Annotated in this window: 15 protein-coding genes; 6 read left to right on the top strand and 9 right to left on the bottom strand. The window is 52.4% G+C overall.

Annotation, left to right across the window (positions count from 1 at the left end):
- Nucleotides 1-178: 178 nt before the first annotated feature.
- From IFT53_RS09615 to IFT53_RS09605, 3 genes are all read right to left on the bottom strand, one after another.
- A complete protein-coding gene (locus tag IFT53_RS09615; protein WP_192064508.1) occupies nucleotides 179-1,630 on the bottom strand; it encodes an EAL domain-containing protein in 1,452 nt (483 codons plus the stop codon).
- Between the two features lie 878 nt (nucleotides 1,631-2,508).
- Nucleotides 2,509-3,258 carry a CPBP family intramembrane glutamic endopeptidase gene (locus IFT53_RS09610; RefSeq protein WP_192064507.1) on the bottom strand — a complete coding sequence of 250 codons (750 nt, stop codon included), beginning with the start codon at nucleotides 3,256-3,258 and terminating at the stop codon, nucleotides 2,509-2,511.
- A gap of 40 nt (nucleotides 3,259-3,298) precedes the next feature.
- Nucleotides 3,299-3,697 carry a hypothetical protein gene (locus IFT53_RS09605; RefSeq protein WP_197980197.1) on the bottom strand — a complete coding sequence of 133 codons (399 nt, stop codon included), beginning with the start codon at nucleotides 3,695-3,697 and terminating at the stop codon, nucleotides 3,299-3,301.
- Nucleotides 3,698-3,973: 276 nt separating this feature from the next.
- On the opposite strand from IFT53_RS09605, the gene IFT53_RS09600 reads away from it, so the two are divergent.
- From IFT53_RS09600 to IFT53_RS09585, 4 genes are all read left to right on the top strand, one after another.
- Complete coding sequence (locus tag IFT53_RS09600) at nucleotides 3,974-4,654, top strand: permease (protein WP_244656302.1); 681 nt, start codon at nucleotides 3,974-3,976, stop codon at nucleotides 4,652-4,654.
- A 422-nt stretch (nucleotides 4,655-5,076) separates the two neighbouring features.
- Nucleotides 5,077-5,730 (top strand): outer membrane protein, encoded by a 654-nt coding sequence (locus IFT53_RS09595; RefSeq protein ID WP_192064505.1) that lies wholly within the window; start codon nucleotides 5,077-5,079, stop codon nucleotides 5,728-5,730.
- A gap of 459 nt (nucleotides 5,731-6,189) precedes the next feature.
- Nucleotides 6,190-7,170 (top strand): 3'-5' exonuclease, encoded by a 981-nt coding sequence (locus IFT53_RS09590; protein ID WP_192064504.1) that lies wholly within the window; start codon nucleotides 6,190-6,192, stop codon nucleotides 7,168-7,170.
- Nucleotides 7,171-7,340: 170 nt separating this feature from the next.
- Nucleotides 7,341-7,487: a DUF1127 domain-containing protein gene (locus IFT53_RS09585; protein ID WP_082249986.1), complete on the top strand. Its 147-nt coding sequence runs from the start codon at nucleotides 7,341-7,343 to the stop codon at nucleotides 7,485-7,487.
- 440 nt (nucleotides 7,488-7,927) lie between these two features.
- Here IFT53_RS09585 and IFT53_RS09580 read toward each other — a convergent pair whose 3' ends face one another.
- The 4 genes from IFT53_RS09580 to IFT53_RS09565 all read right to left on the bottom strand — a co-directional run bounded on the left by IFT53_RS09580 (nucleotide 7,928) and on the right by IFT53_RS09565 (nucleotide 11,456).
- Nucleotides 7,928-9,823, bottom strand: coding sequence for a putative bifunctional diguanylate cyclase/phosphodiesterase (locus IFT53_RS09580; protein WP_192064503.1), 1,896 nt, complete (start codon nucleotides 9,821-9,823; stop codon nucleotides 7,928-7,930).
- Nucleotides 9,824-9,828: 5 nt separating this feature from the next.
- Complete coding sequence (locus IFT53_RS09575) at nucleotides 9,829-10,320, bottom strand: molybdopterin-dependent oxidoreductase (protein WP_192064502.1); 492 nt, start codon at nucleotides 10,318-10,320, stop codon at nucleotides 9,829-9,831.
- A gap of 235 nt (nucleotides 10,321-10,555) precedes the next feature.
- On the bottom strand, nucleotides 10,556-10,720 hold the full coding sequence (locus IFT53_RS09570) for a hypothetical protein (protein WP_192064501.1): 165 nt from the start codon (nucleotides 10,718-10,720) through the stop codon (nucleotides 10,556-10,558).
- 220 nt (nucleotides 10,721-10,940) lie between these two features.
- Entirely contained in the window at nucleotides 10,941-11,456 is a 516-nt protein-coding gene (locus IFT53_RS09565) for a cupin (protein ID WP_192064500.1), read from the bottom strand.
- Between the two features lie 164 nt (nucleotides 11,457-11,620).
- On the opposite strand from IFT53_RS09565, the gene IFT53_RS09560 reads away from it, so the two are divergent.
- Nucleotides 11,621-11,929, top strand: a complete 309-nt coding sequence (locus IFT53_RS09560; protein WP_192064499.1) for a hypothetical protein — start codon at nucleotides 11,621-11,623, stop codon at nucleotides 11,927-11,929.
- Nucleotides 11,930-11,953: 24 nt separating this feature from the next.
- On the opposite strand, the gene IFT53_RS09555 is transcribed toward IFT53_RS09560, so the two are convergent.
- Together IFT53_RS09555 and IFT53_RS09550 are read right to left on the bottom strand one after the other, a co-directional pair.
- Nucleotides 11,954-12,193: a BrnA antitoxin family protein gene (locus IFT53_RS09555; RefSeq protein ID WP_192064498.1), complete on the bottom strand. Its 240-nt coding sequence runs from the start codon at nucleotides 12,191-12,193 to the stop codon at nucleotides 11,954-11,956.
- 105 nt (nucleotides 12,194-12,298) lie between these two features.
- Nucleotides 12,299-13,765, bottom strand: coding sequence for a KAP family P-loop NTPase fold protein (locus tag IFT53_RS09550; RefSeq protein WP_192064497.1), 1,467 nt, complete (start codon nucleotides 13,763-13,765; stop codon nucleotides 12,299-12,301).
- 208 nt (nucleotides 13,766-13,973) lie between these two features.
- Here IFT53_RS09550 and IFT53_RS09545 point away from each other — a divergent pair, with 208 nt between their 5' ends.
- Nucleotides 13,974-15,890, top strand: a complete 1,917-nt coding sequence (locus IFT53_RS09545) for a P-loop NTPase fold protein (protein WP_192064496.1) — start codon at nucleotides 13,974-13,976, stop codon at nucleotides 15,888-15,890.
- The last annotated feature ends 1,019 nt before the right edge of the window (nucleotides 15,891-16,909 follow it).

The following is a 16,909-nucleotide window of genomic DNA, read 5'->3' as shown; positions in this document are numbered from 1 at the left end:
GAAGCGCGGTCTGTGGCTGCGCTTTTTTTGTTCGATCTAGATTCGGAGCGATAGCGCGCCGGCAATTCGGAAGAGAAAGTATTTGGCTACTGAAAAATTGAGACAGACCGACCCACTGAACTGAGGGTCGGCAGTTCTGCCGCCTGAAGGCGTTGTTTGGTACGACCGTGCCTGCTGCTCAGACTAGGGATTTTCCTTGAGCGATGGTGGAGCGCTCTTGGAGATAAGCGGCAAATTCGTCGTTCGGCAATGCACGACCGAACAACCATCCCTGTCCAAATTCTACCTTCTTTGCCTTGAGGTATTCCGCTTGTTCAGGCCGCTCCACACCCTCCGCTACAATGCGGGCTCCGAGCGATTTCGCCATTTCAATGATATGGTGGATCACCATACTTTTTGGCGATGAGATACCAATACTGTCAACGAAGGATTTGTCGATCTTCAGGACATCAAACGAAAGCTGTTCAAGATGCTGGAGGCTTGAGTAGCCGGTTCCAAAGTCGTCAATGCAGACAACATAGCCTGACTGGTGTGCCCGCAAGATTGTCTCCCTGACTGCGGCGTAGTCGAGGAAGCCACGCTCAGTGGCCTCTAACCAGATCTGGTTCGGTTCGAGGCGATGGTCACTAACAAGTCCGTCGATAAGCTGGAGAAAGCCACCGTCGGCGAGGTCCTGAGCCGACAGGTTGATGGCGATATGCAAGGACGGGGCCTGGGACAAGATCTGACCGATGTCCTGCCCAATCCTGCCAATGACCTGTGCAGTAATCTTCTGGATAAGCCCTGACTGTTCCGCGACAGGGATGAACAGATCCGGGCGAACCCAACTGCCGTCCGGGCGCTTCCACCGTACCAGAGCCTCCGCGCCAATACACTGCTCTCTCTTCAAGTCGATAAGTGGCTGGTAATGGACTGTAAACTCTTGCTTGCGGATCGCGATCTCAAGCTCGCGGCGCATGGACAGTCTCTGTCTTGAAAACCAGACCACGGTCGCCACCATCACGCCCGCGAGCATGAGAGCAAGCGGAAGCATGAGGAGTTGCTCTCGTCGCAACGTGCTCAACAGCGCTGGATGCGGTTCAAAGGCGATAGCGATCCAGTCGTCGGATTTAACGACCCCGTAAGCATAGGTTTCATCAGGGGCGTATTGAGGCTGGGCGACAATCCGTCGGATTGCCGCTAGATCGGCAGCTTCGGTATGCGCAAAGATGCGGCCGTCCCTTGCGGCCAATGCCATATGTACTTTCTGTTCTGTGATCACATCGACAAATCGAGCAGGATCGACAAGGACGTTATAGTTGTCCTTTCTGTAGGCTAGCTTGGGAGTGCCACCCTTGAGGGCTGGCCTCAGGGCAAAGGTCACGTCCAAGCCACTTTCCGTTCGAAAGTCCGCAGTAGTCTCCGGAAGATTGAGAAGCGTGTTCCAGGACGTGCATCGTAGAGTTCCGTCCTGAAGATATCCCATTTCCTCAATCGTCAGTGTATTGAAGACTTCACGCTGCATCAGGGCGATATTTGCGGTTGAGCAAGGTTCGCTATCGCTGTTGGATAGCATGGCGATAGCAGCTTCCGCTTCCGATGCGGCGCGGGTTGCCCGAACCAAGATACGCTCTGCAACAGTGTTGAGCATTGCCTGCTCGTCACTTCGGGCAAGAGCCCATGTGATCCAGAGCATGCCAAAGATCGGAACGCCGGCACCCAGTATCCCAAGTAGGAACGAAACGGCGATAATTTTCGAGCGTCGCAGGCGGACCTCCCGTTTGCTGCTTTCTATTTCCAGTTATAACAATGCACCGGGCTTGTCATGATGCTGAATGCTGATCCAAGGCATGCTGCCTATGCAGCGATTTCCCTAGAGCAGAAGTCTCATCGCAGTGAGCCGCGTGCCCCGTCCGCAACGCTAGTCGCGAACCACACGCCTGAACGCTCCCGACGAGTCGAACCTGCACTCGAATGTTGTGACCCTCGAGCCTTCTGGAGGAAACTGCCCATAGACTGTGAAGCCGCCCCCCGTTCTTTCGACCGGAAGGGTCAGTATGTCCTGAGGTCTACGACCGAAGGTGGAAGAAGCCTCACCCTGGCAGAACTTGCCCATGTTTCCGACAGAGACTCGCTGCCTTGATGTCGTCTCGACAGACCGTTCGGGCGGCGGCGAGTAGGTATTGCCTCGGAACGGAAAGTCCGGTCGCTCGCCGCGAGAATTCGGGCATTCGTAACTTAGCGAGAACCAGGTCACCGGCCCCGGAATAGTGTCGCCCAGCAAACCGCCCGCGTGGCTTTCACTAAAGAGGACATGGTAGTCACCACCGCAGACACGCTGGGCTTCTTCGATGCATGCACCGCTGTTGCCCTTGCACTTGGTCTGGTGGACATCGTTCGCCTGAGCGGGCAGGGCGGATAGCAAGACCATACCAGTGAGAGATATCGCAACTTTTCGCATTTCCTATTCCTCCTTTTGAATGCCAGTAAGCGAAGATCTGATGTGAGATGACAGCCGTCAGATTGCTCTTACGCCTCCGGATTGATCGGCACATCGCCGAGTTCGAGCACAAAGATGAAGCCTGCCCAGTCGTTGATGATATGGGCGCCCGCCGAGACCCAGAGGTTTCTGGTGGTGATGTAAGCGAGCGTGAGGATGATGCGAGCAGACCCGACCCCGATGAGGGACTGCGCCCAATGCCAGTCGTAGGTCGGCAGGTGCGCTGCTCCAAAGAGCAGTCCCGAGACAACGAGGGCGATCAGGATCCCCAACTTCCGTGACAAGTGCAGATGCTTGACGCAAAGCCAGAGCACCGCAAGGAAGGGCAATATCCCGAAAAGCTCCTCACCGACCAGTTGTATGCTGGTGGCAACGAATGCCTCACCGATCTGCACCGCCGACATAACTGCAATCTCATCTGCGACCGGATTGGAGTGCAGCTCGAAAAACCGTTGCAAAACCCACCCGACCGCCATTGACCCCACAAGTGTGGCTAAGCCGAACAGCAGCATGAGTACAAAAGATCGAAGATGCAGCGGACGGAAAAGACAGCTCCAGTGTTGTCCGGCCACGACCCTCAGAGCCAGAAGCGGAATACCGACGAAAAGCAGCGTCGGCACCAGATTATAAGGGAAACTGCGCAGTGGAATAAGGGAGAGCGCCAGAAGTGCGACCACAACCGACGCAATAATAGTCAGCCAGCCCAGCCCTTTGATCTCGACGGGCGTGCGATCGTAGAAAGGAAAGTCCTCCTGGGATAAAGTCTCTGAAGCTTTCATGCTGTACCCCCCCATCATCGCCCATCGACGACTGGATCGCCTATTCGACGTAGAGTGTCAGGTCGTAGCTGGCAGACTCGCTTCTGCGGGCCGCATTGCGCATGAGATAGACATTGATGAGGTATTTGCCACTTGAAGGGATCGTGATGGTTGTCCCGTTGCCGTCTATCGAGCTGTTGTACATTGCCGCATCCGCACCCGGCGCGGTCACATTGAAATACAGGCTGGAATTTTTGGAATCGAGCTGGACGCTCATTTTCTGGCCAGCCGTGACGGACAGCGAGTATTGGACGGTCTGATAGCCCTTCACGGAAGACTTGATGGTGGAGCTGGACGATCCCGGGGCGAAATGGACAACTTCGCGTCTCGTATCATCCGCGAAAGATGGCACGGCAGTTAGAAGGGCTGCACTCAGTATCAGGCTTTGCATGATCCTCATCAATGGGCTCCTCAGATCTTATGTTAGCAGCAAGTGATCTTCAACGCATGCATCCCGAAATCGTTGCGAGGGTTCATTGTCCCTCAAACTCCTGTCCCGTCCCAGGGGCATTCCCGCTGTTACTTTGATCGACAATAGAATCAGTCAAGAGTATGCCTGCGAACTTATAAACGGTAAGAACTGGAAGCACTGCCACCGTGACGTAGGCGGCTCTCGCTGTTAAGAGAGCGGACTTACAGGTCTGCGACTGATGGGAGGAAACGGCCTTTGGACTTCATGAAACTGTTGAAGTCGCTCGAAGAACTACTCTACGAGCTGGTGTCATGGCTGGTGTTCTATCCTGTGACCATGTGGCGCTCCATCGTCAGGCCGCTGGAGATGATGCGCTACGCCGACACCGAATTGGCAGACAATCCGGAAGACCAGTACGAGGACACCCTCAGTCCACCGTTGTTCCTGTTGATCACTCTGCTTCTTTCGCAAGGGCTCTCGAGTGCGCTGCCCTCGATCTACGATTCTGCAGCCGCAGCCAAGGAACTGGGTTCTGCATCTAACCTTCTGATTGCGCGAGGAGTGATTTTTGGGATTTTTCCCTTGTGCATGGCCGTGACGCTGCTGCGGTCTAAGAACATCAGGATCACACGCAACTCGCTTCGTCCGCCATTCTTCAGCCAATGCTATGTTGCCGCTCCCTTCGCATTCGTCCTTGTCGTCGGTTTCGATTTCGTTAGCATGCCCCGAGAGGAGGGTGCGCTCGCTGGTCTCATTACGATCATCGTCGCCATGATATGGTATGCGCAGGCTCAGGTTCGGTGGTTTATTCACGATCTGGGAATGGGCCGGGCAAGAGCAGTCTTCGTCTTCTTCGGCGCATTTCTGTTTGCCACAATCGCAGCCTTCGTTATTGCACTGCTGATCACTCTTGATGCCAAAAGCATTGCCGCTGCGCCAGGCTAATGAGCTATGTCCAGCATACCGGAAGTAGCGGAAAGCAACTCAACGTCGCCGGAGCCATCCTACCTGCTTGACGGGAGTGATTTTCTTCCCCGCAGATCGTCTGACGCCATCCGCTAACCGCAACCATATCAAGGAAGCTGTGCAAAAGGGCGCGGCGAGGGTCGTGGTCTAAGCCGCCGACATTCTGGAACTTGTGGATGCACTCCTTGCAGGCGGAGAACTTGACCGCCGCAAAAGAAGCTCCTGGCAAGAGATGTAGAGGATACCGAACGGGCGCTGGCCAGGCTTTGCACGTTGACTTCTCAGGACGGATGAAGAACGCAAGGCAGAGATTGCCGGGTGAAAATTTGCAACATAACAGCTATGGCTTTTTTAGAAAGATTGAATATTAATTTCTTCTCACGATAGGGAGAGGAAAGACAATGAAGAAGTTCGTCACAACGATTGCTTTCATTCTGACGGCATCTACGGCGATGGCTGCCGACGCTGTTTACGAGGCACCTGCTGCGCCGGTTGCGGATGTAGCGCCCGCATTCAGTTGGAACGGTTTCAACATCGGTATCCAAGGCGGGTACGGTTGGTACAATCAGGATGTTTCCGGCGGAGGCGCTACGGATACTGCTGATTTCGACGGTGGTCTCTTAGGAGGCTTCGTCGGATACAACTATGATCTTGGAAACAACTGGGTGGTGGGCTTGGAAGCCGACTTCGAAAAGAGTTGGGCAGACGACTCCGCTGACCTCGGCGGCCCTGATGTGGAGTATGGTTTCGACTGGCAGGGATCGGTTCGCGGACGGGTCGGTTATGCCTTTGACCGAGCCCTGATCTACGGCACAGCCGGCTGGGCTTACGGTAGCGGATATCTCGATATACCAGCCTTTTCGTCCGAAAAGGAAACCTTCAATGGCTACACTGTTGGCGTCGGCCTAGACTACGCTTTCACCGACATGATGTTCGGGAGGGTGGAGTATCGTTACACCGATTTTGGTAACAAGGATTTCTCTCTCGGCGGTGCGTCGGTTAACTCCGATGTCGATCAACACGCGATCCGTGTTGGCCTTGGCGTGAAGTTCTAAGAGCCGCGGAAGGAAGCCGAGTAGTCCTCGCTCTCAGCTTGGCTTCTCGGTTTCTCAATGAGTGCTTCACGGGCTGCCGGTCATTTCGGCGGCCTTGTGAAATAAGGCGTGAGACTTTCCGACCACATCACTGGGGAACTATTGGGTCGGTTTTCAACTATCAAAGGCTTGTCGTTTGAAACCTGTTTATCGACGGTTCTGATCCACTCAAAAGCTCCACTGCGGCAACCCTTCGGTCTTGCGGGAGGCGAACTGCTTTCGGTGTTCCTGCTACAGCTGGTATGCCCTTCCTATTTGGACGCTTCTGGACAACGCCCAAAGAACTGTCACTGCAGTGAAACTGTGAAGTTGTGAGCCTTGCCAGCCATGATGGCTGACATCGCAAATCACCAAGAAGGTTGATCTGCAGAGCGTGCCGTGTTTGAAGATGGTAAATTAGCGGCGGGCTTTGGGACGAGAATGGCAGAACAGTTTGACATGTTTTCGGAGCAGGCTCCGCGAGAGCAGGTGGTGAGGCGTGACGCCTTCAAATCCGCCAAGGTCGGAAAACATGCCATCCCGATGAGCGAAGAAGACATGGTCCGTCATCTGTCGGAGACAGGCCGCTACCGAATACTGCAGAAACTGATGCCACGTGCAATTTCACCAGTCCTGCGTCCGGAATACCCGCTCAAGGGCATCATTCTCGACACTGAGACCACGGGCCTTAGCTCGCGCAAGGATGAGATTATCGAGATTGGCGTGATCGCCTTCACATTCGATGCGACAGGAAACATCGGTGACGTGACTGGGATCTATGGAGGGCTTCGGCAGCCGTCCGTCTCCATCCCCGCCGAAATCACCAAGCTTACCGGGATCACTGATGATATGGTGGCCGGGCAGTCAATCGATATGGCTGCGTTGCAGGCGCTGATCGAACCAGCGGATCTGTTGATCGCCCACAATGCCGGTTTTGACCGGCCGTTCTGCGAGGCGTTTTCTGATTTGTTCTCCGGTAAGGCATGGGCTTGCTCCAACTCCGAAATCGACTGGACGTCACGCGGATATGAGGGCACCAAGCTCGGCTACCTCATCGGGCAGGCAGGTTACTTCCATGAGGGTCATCGGGCTGTAGATGATTGCTTTGCACTCCTGGAGGTTCTGGCTCGCGAGGCGGCCGGGTCGGTATCCACTGCTTTCGCCGAGCTCTATGAGGCAAGCCAGAGATCGCGTGTCCGGATATTTGCCGAGAACAGTCCCTTCGATATGAAGGATCACTTGAAAGCGCGAGGTTATCGCTGGTCCGACGGAAGCGACGGCCGTCCCAAATCCTGGTGGATTGAGGTTGGAGAAGAGGCAATCGATGAAGAGCTTCGCTATCTCAGAGACGAAATCTACCGCTATCCCGACGCTGATCCACCAACCAGAAGCCTCACTGCCTTCGACCGGTTCCGGGCCTGATAGACCCTTGAAATCATCCCGTATTTGAACCTATGCCTTCAGCGCATGGCCGACCTGAGAGCTTGTGCCTTATCGGCAGGTGAGCAGAGGCCTATATTTCAATCATCGAAACGACGTTGGAACCGAAGCAAGGTTGCTGGCGTCAAGAGACCTCACGAAAGGGGATCATCATGAACGTAGCACGCTCTTTTAACAACTGGCGCAAGTACCGTCAGACCGTTTCCGAACTTGGCCGCATGAGCTCACGCGAACTGCAGGACCTCGGCATCAACCGCGCCGACATACAAAGCGTTGCCCGCCAGTCGGTCGGTCGCTAAGCGCCCGCTTCTCGGCCTTACTGAATAACACTACGCCCGCTGATGACGCGGGCGTTTCTGTACCTGGACTGCAACGAAGGCCTGAGTCGCAGATTTCTCTCGTCATGAGGAGGCCGTGCATTTGTCGCATGGCTGCAGTGCGACAACGTCTATTTAATGTGCGAGGAAAACGGGTATCTTGTGTCCATCGAAGCGATGCACCTCCTCCCGCAGAGCTTCGAATTCAGACTGCCCACTCCTCCTCCCAGGGCACGTCTGTCGGAACAGCGGCACTCCTCCTCCCAGTCGCTGTTCGGTTCTTTTCGAAAAGCCTGCCGCACCTCCTCCCGCGGCAGGCTTTTTCGTTTTGCGGCTGATCAGAGCTCATCCTGAACGTTTGCCAAGCCGAAAACTGACCGAGAAAACATAGCATAAAAATTCAGCCATCTTACTGGCTGAACCTAAGCGCCACGCATCACGGTCTCTGGAGCTAATTTTTCACGCGCTATACGTGACAGACTGGCTGTCCCCGTGAGCGGCCTATCAAAGAGATAGCCTTGGCCCTGATGACTTCCTGCAGACAGGACAATTTCGCGGTGCTCCGTTGTTTCAATGCCTTCTGCGACGATTGTAAGCTTCAATCGGTGGGCAAGATCGCAGGTGCCAGCAATAATCGCGATGCCTTCCTCGCGTTGGGTGGCACCCTGAAGGAAGGATTGGTCGATCTTGATTTTGTCGAAGGGGAAGCGACGCAAATAGCTGAGCGAAGCATAACCGGTACCAAAATCGTCCAGAGAAATACGACAGCCCATCAGCCTGAGTTGATGGAGGACTGAAAGGGCACGTTCGTCATTCTCGATTAAGGTGCTCTCCGTGATTTCGATTTCAAGTCTATGCGGTAGAACATTATATCTGGTTAGGCATGCACGTGTTTGTAGCACGAGCGAAGGGTCTGTAAGTTGTGACGCAGATACGTTGACAGCAATAAAGGTATCGTTCGGCAGAAGAGCTGCCTGCTGGCAGGCAGCCTCGATAACCCATGATCCGATTGGGCCAATCTGACCACTTTCTTCAGCTATCGGAATAAATTCTGAAGGAGAGATCAAACCAAGACCAGCATGTTGCCAGCGCAAGAGCGCCTCAAATCCGCGGGTTTCGTTTGTGGCAAGATCGACAATGGGTTGAAAGAGCAGAAACAGCTCGTTTTTTTCAATGGCGTTGCCCAAATCGTTTTGGAGGCATCGCCAGCGTGTGAGCTTGTTGTTCATATCTGGATGGAAGACCATGAATTGGTTGCGCCCAGCATTTTTAGCCTCATAGAGCGCAATGTCGGCTTGGCTGAACAGCGCCGAGCCTTCATCATGGTTCATCGATGTGGAACTGACACCAAGGCTAACCGTCGAACGTATAACCCTTCCATCGATTTCAAAGGGCGCGTGGACTTCGAGCAAAATGCGTTCGCAGCATTTCACAGCTTCACTCAAAGCGTCGGAACCATCATACAGGATTGCAAATTCATCGCCGCCAATACGTGCGACAACAGCAGCGCCCGCGCAAGCCGTGCTTAGGCGGCGAGACAGTTCGACGAGCAATTGATCTCCAGAGCCATGGCCTAGTGTGTCGTTCACAATCTTGAAGTGATCGACGTCGAGCACGATCATCGCCTGAACGGCATCCGACTTCTTCGAGATCGAAATGCTGAAACCTCTTCGATTTGTAATTCCAGTGAGCGAATCTCTCCGTAGGACCCGGTCCAATTTTCCGTTTTGGCGGAAAACGAAAGCCAGAAGACCCGCGCCAAAAGCCGCAAATGTCATTGTCACGAAGCAGATCGTCGCAAATATGATGCCGAGCTGACTTTGATTCCTCTGAATCTCATCACCAACGCTAGCATGCGACAGAGACCCCAAGCGCAAGACGGGAGCGATGAACGGCTGAAGCTGCGAAACGCCGTTGCGCATTGCTGGTGCTGAGAAAGGCTCAGCAGCCAAAGGTTTAAGCGAAACGACCACGTCGTGAAGCTGCTTAATCATGGTCTCTTGCTTGAGCTTGTTACCAGACGACCCGGCTGTCAAAACGCCAAGACGGTTGGTGAGAATACTCAGGCGAAACGATACGTCGCTAATATCTCCAGATTCATCACTCTGTTCTAAAGCCAACTGCAGTCGCAGCAATTCAACAGCGGTCTGGCCGAGATCGAAGGTGCTGTTGTATCGCGACGCTTCAATGATATGTCGCTGATAGCTGAACGCAAGGATAGAACCGACCACCGCGATCAGTGCAAGTATCGCTGTTACAAGTGTCAGGCCCACCTTGAGACGTCGATGTCGAATAGGAAGTTCAATCGTCTCACGCATTCGCTTCATAGGATATTGATTTCGGCTAGTTGCCAGACAGCACGGCTGTAATAGCTCTGATGTTGCAATTCGGGGCGGCTATCGAAAGGAAAGATAAGGAAAATCGGGCCCTTGTCGCTAACGGGCATGATCTTTCCGTTCTGGCGGGTAGCGAGAAGAGCGTCAGCTGCCTGAAGCTCTGAAAGGTTTGCCTCAACGACATAGTCGTTAAGAGCAATGAGTTGTAGCTTCGTGCCGCTGAGTTTCAGAGCAGCAAGACAATCCCGCAAAGTTACACCGCTAAATTCAGTCACACCCTTATGCCAAGGCGTCGATGTAGCAAAAGACGTTTTAGGCATCGCGTCCATCGCGGCGAGGTCAAGCACAAAGGATCTAGTCTCTCCCGATATGGACCCGTTTATCTTGAGTATGGGCTGGCCAGAATAGGCCTCTCTTGTTGCAGAAAGCCCGCTAAGAGCAAGGGCGGAATAGAGCATAAATTGACGGCGATTTTGCATGGAAAGGCCTCAGTTCGACAACGTGAGACAATATCAGTTATTCCTTGCAGATCTATGATGCCTAACACCGCGATCAAAGTGTGTTTAATATTCTGCTAATGCCGCATTCCTATTTATTGCATGACTTCGCGATGATCATCCATTCTAAGTTCAAAAATTGAATCAGCTGTTGAAGGTAATATTCCTTCAAAGGCCTGAAAATAAAATCCAGCCCTGAAACAGTGCACCGCTTGCCTTACTTCGCCTGTCCAAGGTCTTTCAGCAAAGCCTCAATTTCCTGCGAAACAGGCACATCAGGTGGGCGGTCCAGCTTGGCGCGCTGGCGGTAGGATGGGCTCTTCACATACCAGTCGATCAGGGCAGATGCCACTTCCACCGCTCTTTCGTCGGTTTTGCTCACGTCGTTTTCCTCACACCAGGCGGTGTGAAAACGGTCAATTTCTTCAAGGTCTTGAGAAGAAAGCAGGGGAAGAGCAGCGTTATCAACGCGAGAATCCATTTTGCACCGCATATGAGCAATTTCGGGTAGTGGATAACAACAAATTTGATCGCTGTTTGTTCCGTCAGCCCATCACCCATCTTCGTGATTGCACTGTGCAAACCCTTTATTTGGAAGCCAATCAGCGCCGTATTGTGCTACCAGCCGTCTCCCGCCATAGCGCGTTCAAACCACCAGATGACGCCAGAACAGGATCACTGTCTGGCCTGGGCAGCGCCGCAATCGTGGCCAGCATCGCCGCTGTCGGTGCAGCGCGCTGAATATCGGCACTTTGTCCGGGCGGATAGGCGCCAACGACTTGAAACTCTGGCGAGCTCTCCATGTTGCGATGCCCCGTTCCAGCAGGCAGTATCAGGCAGTCCCCCTGGCTAACATCCAGCACAGGCCCATCCGGCCCGCCGATTTGAAGCTTGGCGCCCCCACGCCCCACGCCCAGAACCTCATGCGCATGGCTGTGATAGTGGTGATAATCAAAAACACCGTTGCGCCAAATGCCCGTCCAACCGCAGGCAGCAAAGACAGCCTCAAAGTCAGCAGAGCCACCGGCCAACTCAATCTGCCGGTAGACAATCACGGGAAAGTTCGGGTTGTTCGGCACCCAGTTGCTTTCGGGCAGCATAAAATGTTCAGTCCGCATGTCGCATCCTCACCCCATCGGCCTTCGCAATGGCCTCGCCTAGTTGAGATAACCATCAAAGCGTGATGCGGTTCGATCACATGCAAAATGAAATGAAAGCTATCGCGAATTTCCGCCCCCACCCAGGGTTGACGTATCAGGCACGACTGGCATTTTCATGAAGCATGAGCCAGACGACAGATATCATTGGCGAACTTGTTCGAGATGCCAACCGCATGGAACGCCTTGATGCGTCCCATAAGCGCCACATGCTGCAACGCGCCGTGGCAACGATAGAAGATTTGCGGCAAGCCGCAGGCATACCCAAAGGCCCCGGCCACGATACCCTTGCGGATATCAAGACAACCGCATCAGCGGCAGATCAGGGCTTGACTGATGATGCTGAGCTACGGGAAACGTTCCTGCTGGCCGCCGGAATGATCCGAGACCTGCACATCGTGCTGGATAGCGGCACAAAGGTGTCCCTCGTCTAAAACCAGAAACGACCTGCCGCCGCCTCAAGCCTCCTTGTCGTCTGCCGCCAACATAGAGGCCCGCAGAACATCGTTCATCCGCTCCTGCCAGCCGGGGCCATCTTCCTGAAAATGCGCCAGAACATCGCTGTCAATCTTCAGGCTCACAAGTTCCTTGGTCCCGGGAATAGCCCGTTTCTCCACGGCAGGTGCCGCGACCTTCTTTGGCGCAGAAAACAAGGCTTCGGCTGCGTCTCGTGGGTTTAGCGGTCTGCGGGGTGCCATGGGGTGCTTTCTAGTGGTTAGTGAGTGCGCAAGCCAGCATCTTGAAGATGCAGGTGGTGATCCGTTCGGTATGGAGTCTGTCCGATTGCCGGGTGTACTCCAGAGTTAGGTTAAATGTCTCGAGTGCAAAATCATTCCCTTATATTTTGAGTACGATGTTGGACCCTTCATTGCGAGGGCCCGATCTCCAGCATCCAATTCTTCAATTAGTATTTTATGGAAATACGAATAAATCGGACTAGCCCCGTTGTTGATTTGCTTTTGAACACCGTCAATCGCGTCCATGAGTGTATTATTGGAAAAACTTCCAACCCCAGAAATGATCTCTTTGTATGATGTCAATTTGTAATTTAGCTCAAAATTCCAGCCTTTTATGGCTTGCAACTTGTCACGAAACGCCACGTCATCGATTTCACCGGTCTTCACAAATTGGCATATTAGCGTGAAAAGATAAGTTAACTCGATCTTATATAAGGCGTCCCAAGCGGACGTGATGTCCATTAGTATCTCGATTGCATATTTCACAGGTCGGATATTCATCTCGTATTGGGAGGATGTTTGATCTAAAAACACCACAATATTTTTTATGCCATCATCACGCGTCGGGACGGACCATTTAGAGATATCGGTGCCACGCTCTTGTAGCATTTGCAGTATGATTTTTTCGTTTGAGGCCGCTGGCAGCTTATAGGTCCGGTTGAAGAAACGGCCTAGATATTCCCTGCTTCTAAATTCGTTACCATATACTGCCTTCACTGAATGGCTCAGCGACTCTGTATCCGTTGATATAATGAATACGACATTTGGGATGTCAAAAATGTGCTTTATTCGTTCAAGCATCGAAATTGCATAAGTAGGTCTGCATCTGTCGAGTTCGTCTACGAAAATGAACATCGGCAATTGGTGACTTTGGCTTTCTCCCATTGCCTCGATTATCAATCTTAAGCCACCTTGGAAGAGGCCAAGGCTTCGCTTTGTCTCATTAATATTGTCAATTTGCGTTTGCGCAAATTTATCTATTGCAGCCTCGGTGAAAGTACCAATCTGCTCTTCAATTGTGTCTGCAACATCCTCTGCAAATCCTTTTTCAGTCGCTCCATGGCTACGCCCTGTTGCTAAACTCTCCGTAATTGTATCAAAGCCGTTCTCAGCAACTTTGTTTATAGCTTTTTTTAGGACAGCTTTGCCGAGTGTCAGAGTGATATTTAGGAATTGCGACCGAACTATTTTAAGTCCTTTTTGAAACTTTTCTGTCTTTGTTATTGTCTTTTGCGTCTCTAGAATTTTGAAATATTCATCAAGCGCGGCAACGCATATTGAGAACGGATCGTCGACAAAGTCGTATTGCCAAGCGTTTATGAAAACCGCCGGGTGTCCCCTCTCGAGCACCGTTTTGTAGACCGCATTTAGGAAAAAAGATTTGCCCTGACCCCATGGCGCATCAATGTTTAACACGAAAGAACTTTTTTGTGTGCGAACGTTTTCTTGGTTGCGACCAAGTGAGAGTCGATAGAGGTATTCTGCGTCCCACTCGCGATTGAGAAGATCTTGCTCCCACACGTTTATCGACATCAGATGTACCCCTTTCGTTTTGCATCCTCTCAGAGAGACGTATCAGAGGAATTTTGCAAGGTTTACAGCGTCTTGTCCAAGAGATGTGGACGTTTTCGCCAACGGTATTTCGCTTCAATCACAGGATGACCGAAACGGACTTGTAGAACGAGCGAAATCTTTGCTATCGAACGCCTACTGGTTGAAGATTGGGAAACGGGAGGACGCAATGAGCCTATTTAAGCGGAAAACTTCTGTGAAGGTCACCTCTGCAGAACCCGCGCCTGTAATCTCACTGGCGATCAAGCCGCAAAGCCACCTCGAGAAGTATTTGGAGTATTATGTCGGACGGCTTAAGCCAGGCTATGCTGTACTGGTGACCGGGGAGTGGGGGACGGGTAAAACCCATCAAGTCCGGCGTGCGCTTCCAGATACACATGCCCACTACATCAGTCTCTTCGGCCTCAACACGTCTAGCGAGATTGAAGCCCAGATTTTTACTAAGATGTTCCCCAATGCCTCTGCGTTGAAGCGCTTTGCCGAGAAGATGGATAGCACGTCCGTTGACATTCCGCTACTCGGGTCTTTAGGGACCGGAGGGCTAGCAAGCCTTCTGACTGGCCCATTTATCAAGAACGAGGTTGACAGTTCGCGCCCACTGATCTTGGACGACCTCGAGCGATGTACCGTTAAGAATGCTGTGCTGCTCGGAATGATCAATCGATATGTGGAACACCACGGCTGCAGAGTTATTGTCATCGCGCATGACAGTAAAGTGGTTAAGACCTTTGCTGACACTAAGGAGAAGGTCTTCGGTCAAACCCTCCACGTAGAGCCGAATGTTGAGGCCGCCTTCGGTGAGTTCGTCGCCATTTTTAAGGACCCACAGAAGCCTGACAAGCTTGGTGCCCATTGGAGCGAGGTGCTTTCCACGTTCAGGGAGTCCGGAACGTCCTCTTTGCGAATTCTTCGCCACGTCGTTGAGGATGTCGGTCGTCTTGCCGATGCTCTTGAAGAGCGCCATTTCGAGAACGACATGGCGTTGGTGGAGTTGATCCGCCTCCTTTCGGCGCTGGGCATCGAGACAAGAACCAATAAGCTTGAGCGAGAAGATATCTTCAGGCGAAAGGAAAAAATCTTAGCGCATAGGATGGAGCTTGGGCGCGCGAAGAAGGAAGCGCCACTGAAATGCGCGATATACGACGCAGCCCAGAAGTTCAAATCGATCGATATTGGAAGCACATTGTTGAGCGATGAGGTGTTGGCGGAAATGCTGTTCGATGGCCGGTTTACAGAGGAGCGCATCCGCACGTCGTTGAACAACAGTGCCTACTTTCTTGCGAAGGAGGCTGCCCCACCTTGGCAGATTGTCGGCAGCTTCGACAAGATCGATGATGAGTACAGCAATCCCGCATTAGCCCGGATGAACGAGCAATTCGACAAACGTCAGGTAACTGATTCCGGTGAGTTCCTACACATTGTTGCTCTGAAGATGATGATGGCGTCTCGTGGCGTTCTTAAGGTCACTCCGAAGGAGATCGCTGACGATGCCAAGATCTATATCGATGATCTCGTGGCGGCAAAGCGTCTGCCCCCGCGAAAAGCGGGCTGGATGTGGACCGACGAGTTCAAGGACGGGTCCGGCGGCGTCATGTATTGGGTCGCTGATTCTTATCAAACTGATTTTCATGACGTTTTCTCTTATCTCGTAAGTGCTCGGACGAGTGCTCTGTGTGACATTCTTCCTGGCAAAGTCCCTGCGTTGCTGGAAGCTGTGAAAACGGATGGACAAAAATTCTTCGACATGGTTTGCCACAGCCGGAGCGCAACTTTGGAATATGAGGACATTCCGATTTTTGCGTACGTGAATCCGGGAGCATTTGTGGATGCTTGGTTGGAATCTCCGAAGCAGGGTTGGTACTGGATCGGGAACGCACTGAAAGAGCGACAAAAAGTGATAACCCATTATCCTGCACTGGCTCCCGAAAGTACGTGGTATTCAGAGGTCCATAAGGAGATGCTGCAGCGAGCTCACATGCAGGACGGATTGGCACGGGTACGGATCGAACGCGCTGCTGAATTGCTTGGCTTACCCAAGGTCGCCCCTGCTGCACCTGCGGTCGCTGCCTTAGCCAGACGGCCGTGAAAACCTAAATTGGCGGCTTTGATCCCAACGGTGCCCGGAGGGGTGGGAAGTACAGGTGCAGGAAAGCCGAAGCGTTCCCGTCGGAGGATGTCTGAGTAGCCAAGGCACTTTATGAAGCCACTATATGCGCTCCGCAGAGTCCGATCATTGGGATACGCTCCTCTATAACTGCGTGTCCTACCCAGTCCCGTTTTGTCCGTTCGACAAGGTGAAACATTCTTGCGATCACGATACTGAGTTGTCGCCTCAAACCAGTCAGGACAATCTAAAAACACAAACATTTACGGCAGAAGTTCTGCTTCGTGAGGTGCGCATGAATCCAGTTCGGCAATGAATCTTGTGCGCACTTAAATAGGAAAATATTCACAAATCACTTTACCGCGAGACATTATTCCGCTATGGTCTTTTTCAATCAATTCCACGCTGGTACTCCAGGTGGGAAGTGAAGCCGGGATGATCGTGGTGGAAAGACGCAAGCCATTACGATTGTTTTCTGTTTCGGTCAGGTGAGAGCGTGATGGCAGGTGAATGAAGTTGAGTTGGCACTAAGGGAATGCGAGCAAAAGGCATTGATAGCAGGCAGGAATTAAACCGACGCACAGGGCCGGTGTGTCGGCATAGTGGATGATAGAATGATCGGGGCGCTGAAGGGTGCCACATAGAATACAATTTTCGAGGCAGCTTCCAGCGCCCCGTTGAAATGGCTCGTCAGCTTTCCGGCTTGATGGGCAAAGAATGGTCATAACGTGGGCTCTTTAAGTTCCGCGAACGCGAATTTGTATCCTCAAGGAGAAAGGTGGTTTCGTCGGGCAATCGAGCAATAAATATATAAAAAAGCTAAATTAGTTTTGCCGCATATGTGTAAACATATATTTGCGGAATGACTTGGCGCGAAAAAATATATTATTAATCGGGAATTCGATTTCCGGTCAACCTATAGCCATGTGCGATTTTATATGAATCAACTTAAGCAAGTTCAAAACCGGGCTGAAAACCGCTAAAATGGAGGGAAATTGGCA

It is taken from the genome of Rhizobium sp. CFBP 13644, assembly GCF_014842165.1.
GTDB classification, from domain to species: Bacteria; Pseudomonadota; Alphaproteobacteria; order Rhizobiales; family Rhizobiaceae; genus Agrobacterium; species Agrobacterium tumefaciens_C.
This window is presented reverse-complemented; position numbering and strand designations above follow the sequence as displayed.

Bases quoted from the DNA above. Each gene is read 5' to 3' on its own strand.
- IFT53_RS09555 (WP_192064498.1), bottom strand. From the start codon at position 12,193: ATGGCACCCCGCAGACCGCTAAACCCACGAGACGCAGCCGAAGCCTTG.
- IFT53_RS09565 (WP_192064500.1), bottom strand. From the start codon at position 11,456: ATGCGGACTGAACATTTTATGCTGCCCGAAAGCAACTGGGTGCCGAAC.
- IFT53_RS09600 (WP_244656302.1), top strand. From the start codon at position 3,974: ATGAAACTGTTGAAGTCGCTCGAAGAACTACTCTACGAGCTGGTGTCA.
- IFT53_RS09615 (WP_192064508.1), bottom strand. From the start codon at position 1,630: ATGCTCAACACTGTTGCAGAGCGTATCTTGGTTCGGGCAACCCGCGCC.
- IFT53_RS09575 (WP_192064502.1), bottom strand. From the start codon at position 10,320: ATGCAAAATCGCCGTCAATTTATGCTCTATTCCGCCCTTGCTCTTAGC.
- IFT53_RS09560 (WP_192064499.1), top strand. From the start codon at position 11,621: ATGAGCCAGACGACAGATATCATTGGCGAACTTGTTCGAGATGCCAAC.
- IFT53_RS09610 (WP_192064507.1), bottom strand. From the start codon at position 3,258: ATGAAAGCTTCAGAGACTTTATCCCAGGAGGACTTTCCTTTCTACGAT.
- IFT53_RS09585 (WP_082249986.1), top strand. From the start codon at position 7,341: ATGAACGTAGCACGCTCTTTTAACAACTGGCGCAAGTACCGTCAGACC.
- IFT53_RS09595 (WP_192064505.1), top strand. From the start codon at position 5,077: ATGAAGAAGTTCGTCACAACGATTGCTTTCATTCTGACGGCATCTACG.
- IFT53_RS09550 (WP_192064497.1), bottom strand. From the start codon at position 13,765: ATGTCGATAAACGTGTGGGAGCAAGATCTTCTCAATCGCGAGTGGGAC.
- IFT53_RS09545 (WP_192064496.1), top strand. From the start codon at position 13,974: ATGAGCCTATTTAAGCGGAAAACTTCTGTGAAGGTCACCTCTGCAGAA.
- IFT53_RS09590 (WP_192064504.1), top strand. From the start codon at position 6,190: ATGGCAGAACAGTTTGACATGTTTTCGGAGCAGGCTCCGCGAGAGCAG.
- IFT53_RS09580 (WP_192064503.1), bottom strand. From the start codon at position 9,823: ATGCGTGAGACGATTGAACTTCCTATTCGACATCGACGTCTCAAGGTG.
- IFT53_RS09605 (WP_197980197.1), bottom strand. From the start codon at position 3,697: ATGAGGATCATGCAAAGCCTGATACTGAGTGCAGCCCTTCTAACTGCC.